This is a genomic window from Mycobacterium sp. 1245111.1 (assembly GCF_001673405.1).
GTDB lineage: Bacteria > Actinomycetota > Actinomycetes > Mycobacteriales > Mycobacteriaceae > Mycobacterium.
Genome location: NZ_LZLV01000126.1, coordinates 1 through 9,007, shown reverse-complemented (window position 1 = coordinate 9,007; position 9,007 = coordinate 1). Strand labels below are relative to the sequence as shown.

Sequence of the window (9,007 nt, the reverse complement as noted above, 5' to 3'; positions counted from 1 at the left end):
GGCGCCGACGCGCTGGAGCTCGAGCCTCAGGATGTCGTACGCGCCGTTGTTGTAGATCACGGTCGTCACGTTCAGGTTCTCCCGGGCTTGGGTCCACAATCCCGAAATCGTATACATCGCAGAGCCGTCCGATTCCAGGCACAGCACTGGCCGGTGGGGCGCGGCGACCGCGGCGCCGACCGCGGCCGGAATGCCGTAGCCGATCGCACCGCCGGTCAGGGTCAGCCAGTCATGCGCCGGTGCACCGGCAGTCGCCGCCGCCAGCGGAACGCTGGAAGTGTTCGACTCGTCGACCACAATTGCGTTGTCCGGCAATAGCGCGCCCACCACGTCGGCCACCGAGACCGCGGTCAGCGCGCCGGTCGGCAGTTGTGGACGCGAGGGCTCCGCGACCTTCGCCTCGGCTCCCGGTGCCAGATCGTCGGCCAACGCCGCCAAGGCGCCCGCGGCGCCCTGCGGGCCGGCCAGCACATGGACCTGGCAACCTTCGGGAACCAGGTCGCTGGGTTTGCCGGGGTATGCGAAAAACGACACCGGCGACGCCGCGCCCGCCAGGATCAGGTGCTCGGTGCCCTGGAGCTGGGCGACGACCGCCTCGGCGAAGTATGGGACTCGGTCGACGGCGGGCACTCCGGCGCCTCGCTCCAGCCGCGTCGGGAATGTCTCGCAGTACCAACGGGTTCCGGTAGCCTCGGCGACCCGCGCAGCGGCGGCCAGGCCTGCGCCATGGGTGGCGTCGCCGCCGATGAGCAAAACCGCCGGCGCCCCGGAGCGCAACGCGGCGGCGGCCGACGCCACGGCATTGTGGTCGACCTCCACCGGCTTCGGCTGACGCGTCGACGGCTCGCGAATGACGGTCCCGTCGGTCCATGACGTGTCGGCCGGAAGGATCAGCGTCGAAATCTTGTGGTTAGCAATGGTTTCCGCGATCGCTTCGGCGGCGTCGGCCGCGATGTCCGCGGTGTGATCGGTGCGGTGCACCCAACCCGAGACGCTGCCGGCGAGCGCGTCGATGTCGGATTCCAATGGCGCGTCGTACTTCTTGTGATAGGTGGCGTGGTCGCCGACCACGACGACCATGGGGACCCTGGCCCGGCGAGCGTTGTGCAGGTTGGCCAGGCCGTTGCTCAGGCCGGGGCCCAGATGCAGGAGCACCGCGGCGGGGCGGTCTGCGATGCGCGCGTAGCCGTCGGCCGCGCCGGTGGCGATGCCCTCGAAGAGCGTCAGCACGCCCCGCATCTGCGGGACGGTGTCCAGTGCCGCGACGAAGTGCATCTCGGACGTACCGGGGTTGGCGAAGCACACGTCGACGCCGCCGTCGACCAGGGTATTGATCAGAGCCTGCGCGCCATTCACGCTTCGACTGTAGATGCGCCTCAGATCGCCAGCGCGGCGCGGGCACAGACATCCGTCCGCTGCGCGTGCCCACCACCGAACAGCACCACGTGAGCCAGCAGCGCGTAAAGCTGATGCAGTCCGATGCGCTTACGCCAACCGGGCCGAAGCGGGTGCACCCGCTGGTAGCCCTCCACGATCTCGTCGTAATAAGGGCAACCGAACAGGGCGAGCATCGCCAGGTCGTTCTCGCGGTGGCCACCATGGGCTGCCGGGTCGATCAGCACCACGCCGTCCGGCGTCCACATCACGTTGCCGGCCCACAGGTCACCGTGCACTCGTACCGGAGCATCGTCGTCGTCGAAATCGCCCGCCCGGCAGCGTGCCGCGACGGCGTCGACGGCGTCCCGGGTGGACGCGGAAAGCCTCGGTGCGGCCAACGCCGCCATCGGAGCCAGTCGCTCGTCAGCATAGAAAGCGCCCCAAAGCGGTTGCGGCCGTAGGGACATCGGCAACGGCTGGGTCAGCGGGCCAAAGAAGCCGGGCCCGTCCCATCCGTCGGGGCCGGCGCCGAAACCCGCAGCCCCGGCGTCGTGCGTGATAGCCAGCCGACTGCCGAACTCCAGCGCCGCTCGCGGGCCAGGAGGCACCGACTCGAGTCGCCGCAGCGTCAGGCTCGTCGCGTCCACCGACACAACCGGCACGCACGGAACACCGCCGTCGACCGCCGAGAGCCATCGCAGCCCAGCGGCTTCACACTCGAAGAAGCCGGCCGGTGCCCCGGGGTGACTCTTGACGAAGTCGGTCAAGCCGTCGCGTGAGCGGCGTGTACGTCGTCGGCCGGACGCGCCTCGGTCTGCTCCTTGGCCCATCGGTAATCGGGCTTTCCCGCCGGGGAACGCTTAACCTCGTCGACCAGCCAAAGACTGCGCGGCACTTTGTATCCCGCGATCTCGGCGCGGACGAACGAGTCCAGGTCGGACAGCGCGGGCCGGGTGCCCGGCCGTGCCTGCACCACCGCGGCGACGTGCTGGCCGTAGCGAGGATCGGGAACACCGACGACGAGGGCATCGAAGACGTCGGGATGCCCCTTGAGGGCGGCCTCTACCTCTTCGGGATAGATCTTCTCACCGCCGCTGTTGATCGACACCGAGCCGCGGCCCAGCATCGTCACGCTGCCGTCCTCCTCGACGGTCGCGTAGTCGCCGGGGATCGCGTAGCGGACGCCGTTGATGGTCTTGAAGGTCTCGGCGGTCTTCTTCTCGTCCTTGTAGTAACCGACCGGGATGTTGCCCTTCTTGGCGATGAAGCCGCGGACCCCGGAGCCCGGCTTGACCTCGTTGCCGTCGTCGTCGAGGACCACTGTCCGGTGATCGATCGTCACGCGCGGACCGCCGCTGTGCGGGGCATCCTTCGCGACGATGCTGGTGCCACCAAAGCCGGTCTCCGAGGAGCCAATTGAGTCCGTGATGACCCGGTTGGGCAGCAGCTCCAGGAACTTCTCCTTGATGCTCGGCGAGAACAGCGCCGCGGTGGAGGCGAGCAGGAACAGCGACGACAGGTCGTACTCGTTACCTTTGTCCTGGTGGGCAAGCAGCGCGTCCAGCAGTGGCCGCGCCATCGCATCACCGGTGAAGAACAGCAGGTTCACCTTGTGGTCATGAATCGTGCGCCACACCTCGTCGGCGTTGAATTCCGGTGCGAGAACCGTGGTTTGACCCGAGAAGATCGACATCCAGGTGGCCGACTGGGTGGCGCCGTGAATCATCGGCGGGATCGGGTGGCGGACCATCGGCGGATTCTCCGCGGCGGCCTTGGCGAGGTCGTACTCGTCCTTGACGAATTCGCCTGTGGCGAAGTCGGTTCCGCCGAACAGCACCCGGTAGATGTCCTCGTGGCGCCACATCACGCCCTTCGGGAAGCCGGTGGTGCCACCGGTGTACAGCAGGTAGATGTCGTCGGCGCTGCGCGGGCCGAAGTCACGCTCGGGCGAGCAGTCGGCGATCGCGGCGTAAAACTCGACGCCACCGTAGCTCGAGTAGTCGGCGTCCGAGCCGTCCTCGACCACCAGGATCGTCTTCACGTTCGGGGTGTCGGGCAGCACGTTGGCGACGCGCTCGGAGTACTGGCGCTCGTGCACGAGCGCGACCATGTCGGAGTTGTCGAACAGATAGCGCAGTTCGCCCTCGACGTAGCGGTAGTTGACGTTGACCAGGATCGCGCCCGCCTTGACCACGCCCAGCATCGCGATCACGATCTCGATGCGGTTGCGGCAGTACAGGCCGACCTTGTCGTCCTTCTTCACGCCCCGCTCTTGCAGGTAGTGCGCGAAGCGGTTCGCCTTCTCCTCGAGCTGGGCGTAGGTCAGTTGCTCCTCACCGCAGATCAGGGCTACACGGTCAGGGACGGCATCGATGGCGTGCTCCGCCAAGTCGGCAATATTCAGGGCCACGGACCCTAAATTAGAACGTGTTACATTTCCTGACAAGTTCCAGGCCGGCGCACAGGAAGGTATTCACCCGTGAGCGAGTCCGAAAAAAAGGCTGATGCCCTCATTGAGCAGCGCGGACACACGCTGATCCTGACGCTGAACCGCCCCGAGGCTCGCAACGCGCTTTCCACCGAGATGCTCTCGATCATGGTGGAAGCCTGGGACCGCGTCGACACCGATCCCGACATCCGCTGCTGCATCCTGACCGGGGCCGGTGGCTACTTCTGCGCGGGGATGGACCTCAAGGCTGCGACCGCCCGCCCGCCCGGTGATTCGTTCAAGGACGGCAGCTACGACCCGTCGCGCATCGACGCGCTGCTGAAGGGCCGGCGGTTGACCAAGCCGTTGATCGCGGCGGTCGAGGGCCCGGCCATCGCCGGCGGCACCGAGATCCTGCAGGGCACGGATATCCGCATCGCTGGCGAAAGCGCCAAGTTCGGCATCTCGGAGGCAAAATGGAGCCTGTACCCGATGGGCGGCTCGGCGGTGCGCCTGGTCCGGCAGATCCCCTACACGATCGCGGCTGACCTGCTGCTGACCGGACGGCACATCACCGCCGCCGAGGCCCTGTCCTACGGGCTCATCGGCTACGTCGTTCCCGACGGCACCGCGCTGGAGAAGGCGCTCGAGGTCGCCGAGGTGATCGCCAACAACGGCCCGCTGGCGGTGCAGGCGATCCTGCGCTCCATCCGCGAGACCGAGGGCATGCACGAAAACGACGCGTTCAAGATCGACACGCAGCTCGGTATCAGCGTGTTCCTCTCCGAGGACGCCAAGGAAGGCCCGTTGGCCTTCAAGGAGAAGCGCGCGCCGCAGTTCAAAGGCCGCTGAGCACGTTAGAGAACTGGTGCCGTCGGGGTGAACACCATCGGCATCGACTCCAGACCGCTGACGAAGTTGGCTGGGCGCAAAGGCAATCCGTCGCCGTCGTCGGCCAACCGCAGATCGGGCAGACGCTCCAGCACTCGCTCGGTCATCAGGCGCAGCTCTAACCGGGCCAACTGATTTCCCAGGCAGAAATGAGTGCCGAAGCCAAAAGCGACGTGGCTGTTCGGGTCTCGCCGGAAGTCGAACCGATCGGGGTTATCGAACATCGACTCGTCGAAGTTCGCCGACTCGAACAGCAGCATGATCTTCTCGCCCTGCTTCAGCTCGGTCCCGTGAAACTCGGTGTCCGCGGTCAACGTTCGACACATGTTCTTCACCGGCGAGGTCCAGCGCAGCATCTCCTCGATCGCGCCGGGCAGCAGCGCATCACGGTCGGCCCGCAGCGCGTCCCACTGATCGCGGTGACGCACCAACTGCTCGGTGCCACCGGACAACGTGTGCCGAGTCGTCTCGTCGCCACCGATGAGGATCAGCAGCGTCTCCATCACGATCTCGTCGTCGCTCATCCGCTGGCCCTCGACTTCGGCGTTGACCAGGATGGAGAACAGGTCCTCGGTGGGTTCGGCGCGACGCTTCGCGATGATGTCCATGGTGAATTCGGTATATCCCGCAAAGGCATTCATCACCGTCTGGAATTCCGGCCCCGCCGGATCGAGGTGCGAACTCAGCCCCGAAACCAGATCGTCCGACCACTTCAGCAGCAAGCTGCGCTCCTCGGGCAGCACGCCCAGCATGTCACCGATCACGGCCATCGGCAGCGGCGCGGCGATGTCGCGGACGAAGTCGCACTCGCCGCGCTCGCACACGGCGTCGATCAAGGTGTCGCAGAGCTGGGCGATCGACGGCTCCTTCTCGGTGACCCGCTTGCGCGTGAAGCCGGCGTTGACCAGCTTGCGCCGCACCAGGTGTGCCGGGTCGTCCATGTCGATCATGTACGGCATACCCGGCTGGTCGGGACGAATCCCGCCGGTGTTGGAGAACAGTTCAGGGTTACGCTCGGCGTCGATGATCGCCTGATATGTGGTCGCACCCGCCAGCCCGTTGCGGTCGCGGAACACCGGTTGGTTGGCACGCATCCAGCGGTAGGCCTCGCGCGAGGCCTGCCGGTCGGCGTAGAAGTTGCCGTCTGCCAGGTCGATGTTGAGGATGGTGTCCGGAATCGTAGCGGTCATGAAATCTCCTGAGCGTCGCCGAAGGTCATCTGCACCTGGTCGGCAGAACTGGACAGCATCGCGCGCTTCGGAAGGCCCAACGCCGCAAGCTCTTTCGCGTACGGATGATCACCAAGCCGGACGCGAGCTCCGCCGAATCTAGTGCGCACACCGTCGAGCGTGTGTTCAAAGCTCGTCTCGCGGGTGACGCCGTCACGATGCGAATAGCTGCGTTGCTCTTGGTGGCGCGGGGTCAACCGGATAGGCAGGCCACGCCGAAAATCCATGCCCAAGGCGAATTGCCCGTCGACGTGAAGGTCGAAACTGAACTGACGGTCGTCTCGAATGGTGAAGTCCGCCATGACCTTCGGATAGCCCCAGATCTTGGTTCCGGCTTCCAATGTGAACGGCTGGTCGACGGGCAAGTGGTGGATGAAGGCACCGGCCGATTGCAGCGCACGCGGTCCGCTAGCACTCGACCCGGGCGGGTTCACCATCACGCTGGTGCCGTATTCGTAGTACTGGTCGAGGTCACCGTCGATGTAATGCATCAGCATCAGGACCACGATCGCGCGCCGGGGAAGGTAACGGCAGACCTGCAGTCCGCTGTAGTCGATCAGGTGCTGCGCGGCGTCGGCGTCAACCGAGAACATCGCCATGTGTTGCTGTGCCCTGCGGATCTGCACCGGCATGGTGAGTACCCGGCCCGCGATCGTGTGCTGCGAGAGTGCCATCCGGCCAATCTAGAACCCGTTCTAGCTCGTCGCAAGGACCGGGTCAGACGAGGCTGGCCAACTCCTGGACCTGCTCTGTGTTGCGGCCATTGACCACCATCATGGTCACGCCGGCGGCCTCCCAGGCCTTGATCTGCTTACGCACGTAGTCGACGTCGCCCACGATCGCGGCGTCATCGATCACCTCGTCCGGGATGATCTCGGCGGCTCGCTCTTTGCCGTCCTGGTGTCCACTGCGGAACAGCTTGGTGACGTCGTCGACGACCTCGGCGTAGCCCATCCGGCGATACACGTCGGCGTGGAAGTTGGTGTCCTCGGCGCCCATCCCGCCCATGTAGAGCGCGATGTAGGGCTTCATCGCCGCGAACGCGGCTGGACGGTCGTCGGTGATGACGATGTTGGCCGTCGCGCAGATCTCGAAGTTCTCGCGGCTGCGGCGCGCGCCCGGTCGCGCGAATCCCTCGTCCAGCCACTCGTTGTAGGTGTCGGCCATTCGCGGCGTGTAGAAGATCGGCAACCAGCCGTCGCAGACCTCGGCGGCCAGCGCAACATTCTTCGGCCCCTCGGCGCCCAGCATGATCGGGATGTCCGAGCGCAACGGATGGGTGATCGGCTTGAGCGGTTTACCCAATCCGGTTGCCTGCTCGCTCTTCAACGGCAGCGGGTAGTGCGGGCCGTCGCTGGCCACCGGCTTCTCACGGGCCCACACCTGGCGGATGATGTCGACGTACTCGCGGGTACGGGCCAGCGGCTTGGGGAAGGGCTGGCCGTACCAGCCCTCCACCACCTGCGGGCCCGACACGCCAAGCCCGAGGATGTGCCGGCCACCGGACAGGTGGTCGAGCGTCAGCGCCGCCATCGCGCATGCGGTCGGGGTGCGCGCGGACAGCTGCACGACCGACGTGCCGAGCCGCAGTCGTTGCGTCGACGAGCCCAACCAGGCCAACGGTGTGTAGGCGTCCGAGCCCCAGGCCTCGGCGGTGAACACCGCGTCGAAACCGGCGTCCTCGGCCGCCGCCACCAGTTCGGCGTGGTTGTCGGGCGGCTGAGCGCCCCAATATCCCAGCTGAAGTCCAAGCTTCATGCGCACTACCTTTCCTGCAGGTCTTGACCCTATCTTGAATCCATTCTTAGAACCTGTTCTACTCGACACTGTGACCACCAGCCAAAGCAGCCCGGTGCAGATCGATACCCATCAGAAGGTTCTCTCGGCGCCTCTGAAACTGTCGTTCGACTACACCCGTTCAGTCGGCCCCACCCTGAGTGAGTTCTTCACAGCCCTGCGCGAGCGACGCATCGTCGGTGCCCGGGGATCGGACGGCAGGGTTTACGTCCCGCCCGCCGAGTTCGACCCGGTGACCTACGAGCAACTGACCGAGATCGTTCCGGTTGCCAGTGTTGGGACCGTTTTGTCGTGGACCTGGCAACCGGAACCCCTCGAAGGTCAACCGTTGGACCGCCCGTTCGCCTGGGCACTGATCAAACTCGACGGCGCCGACGTTCCGCTGCTGCACGCGGTGGACGCCGGATCCTCCGACGCGATAGGCACCGGCACTCGGGTGCACGCCCATTGGGTCGACGAGCCCGTCGGTGCGATCACCGACATCGCGTACTTCGCGCTGGGCGACGAAGTCGAACCCGTTGGGGACACGTCCGACGACCGCGAGCCGGTGACGGTTCAGGTGACACCGAGCAGCATCGAAATCCAGCACACCGCTTCACTTCCCGAGACCGCGTTCCTGCGGGGGCTGGAAGAGGGCAAGCTGCTGGGCGCCCGCACCGGCACCAGCGGAAAGGTGTACTTCCCGCCGAAGGAGGCCGACCCGGCGACCGGTCTGGAGCTCGACAACTTCATCGAGTTGCCGGACAAGGGCACGGTGACCACCTTCGCGATCATCAACATCCCGTTCGCCGGCCAGCGCATCAAGCCGCCGTATGTCGCGGCCTACGTGCTGCTCGACGGCGCGGATATCGCGTTCCTGCACCTGATTCAGGAGATCGACGCGAGCGAGGTTCGGATGGGTATGCGGGTCGAGGCCGTCTGGAAGCCCCGCGAGGAATGGGGCCTGGGCATCGACAACATCGAGTACTTCAAGCCGACCGGCGAACCCGACGCCGATTACGACACCTACAAACACCACCTCTAAAAGCAACACCGATGAAGGAAGCACAGTGACATTTCGTGATGTAGCTGTCGTCGGATTCGCCCATGCGCCGCATGTGCGCCGTACCGACGGCACCACCAACGGCGTCGAGATGCTGATGCCGTGTTTCCACTCGCTCTACGAAGAGCTCGGCCTGAAGCAGACCGACATCGGCTTCTGGTGCTCGGGCTCATGCGATTACCTTGCGGGCCGGGCATTCTCGTTCATCTCGGCGATCGACTCGTTGATCGGGGGCACCGCCCC

8 protein-coding genes and 1 pseudogene are annotated in these 9,007 nt (G+C 65.7%); 3 read left to right on the top strand and 6 right to left on the bottom strand.

Annotated elements, in window-relative coordinates; all coding sequences use genetic code 11:
* The 3 genes from A5658_RS20165 to A5658_RS20155 all read right to left on the bottom strand — a co-directional run.
* Positions 1-1,356: acetolactate synthase large subunit (locus A5658_RS20165; protein WP_067339341.1), on the bottom strand; the 1,356-nt coding region annotated here is incomplete at its 3' end.
* 20 nt (positions 1,357-1,376) lie between these two features.
* Positions 1,377-2,144 (bottom strand): fructosamine kinase family protein, encoded by a 768-nt coding sequence (locus A5658_RS20160; protein ID WP_067339339.1) that lies wholly within the window; start codon positions 2,142-2,144, stop codon positions 1,377-1,379.
* Entirely contained in the window at positions 2,141-3,823 is a 1,683-nt protein-coding gene (locus A5658_RS20155; protein ID WP_067339337.1) for an acyl-CoA synthetase, read from the bottom strand. Before A5658_RS20155 ends, A5658_RS20160 begins: the two co-directional genes overlap by 4 nt.
* Positions 3,824-3,856: 33 nt before the next feature.
* Between A5658_RS20155 and A5658_RS20150 the strand changes: the two genes are divergently transcribed.
* On the top strand, positions 3,857-4,657 hold the full coding sequence (locus tag A5658_RS20150) for a crotonase/enoyl-CoA hydratase family protein (RefSeq protein ID WP_067339335.1): 801 nt from the start codon (positions 3,857-3,859) through the stop codon (positions 4,655-4,657).
* Positions 4,658-4,662: 5 nt separating this feature from the next.
* On the opposite strand, the gene A5658_RS20145 is transcribed toward A5658_RS20150, so the two are convergent.
* From A5658_RS20145 to A5658_RS20135, 3 genes are read right to left on the bottom strand one after another with little or no spacing between them, the layout of a single operon-like run.
* Positions 4,663-5,886, bottom strand: coding sequence for a cytochrome P450 (locus A5658_RS20145; protein WP_067339333.1), 1,224 nt, complete (start codon positions 5,884-5,886; stop codon positions 4,663-4,665).
* On the bottom strand, positions 5,883-6,599 hold the full coding sequence (locus tag A5658_RS20140) for an acetoacetate decarboxylase family protein (RefSeq protein WP_067339331.1): 717 nt from the start codon (positions 6,597-6,599) through the stop codon (positions 5,883-5,885). Before A5658_RS20140 ends, A5658_RS20145 begins: the two co-directional genes overlap by 4 nt.
* Positions 6,600-6,642: 43 nt before the next feature.
* Positions 6,643-7,683, bottom strand: a complete 1,041-nt coding sequence (locus tag A5658_RS20135) for an LLM class F420-dependent oxidoreductase (protein WP_067339329.1) — start codon at positions 7,681-7,683, stop codon at positions 6,643-6,645.
* A 70-nt stretch (positions 7,684-7,753) separates the two neighbouring features.
* On the opposite strand from A5658_RS20135, the gene A5658_RS20130 reads away from it, so the two are divergent.
* Positions 7,754-8,746 carry a Zn-ribbon domain-containing OB-fold protein gene (locus tag A5658_RS20130; protein WP_067339328.1) on the top strand — a complete coding sequence of 331 codons (993 nt, stop codon included), beginning with the start codon at positions 7,754-7,756 and terminating at the stop codon, positions 8,744-8,746.
* A gap of 25 nt (positions 8,747-8,771) precedes the next feature.
* Positions 8,772-9,007, top strand: a pseudogene (locus tag A5658_RS20125) (lipid-transfer protein); the annotation flags it as partial.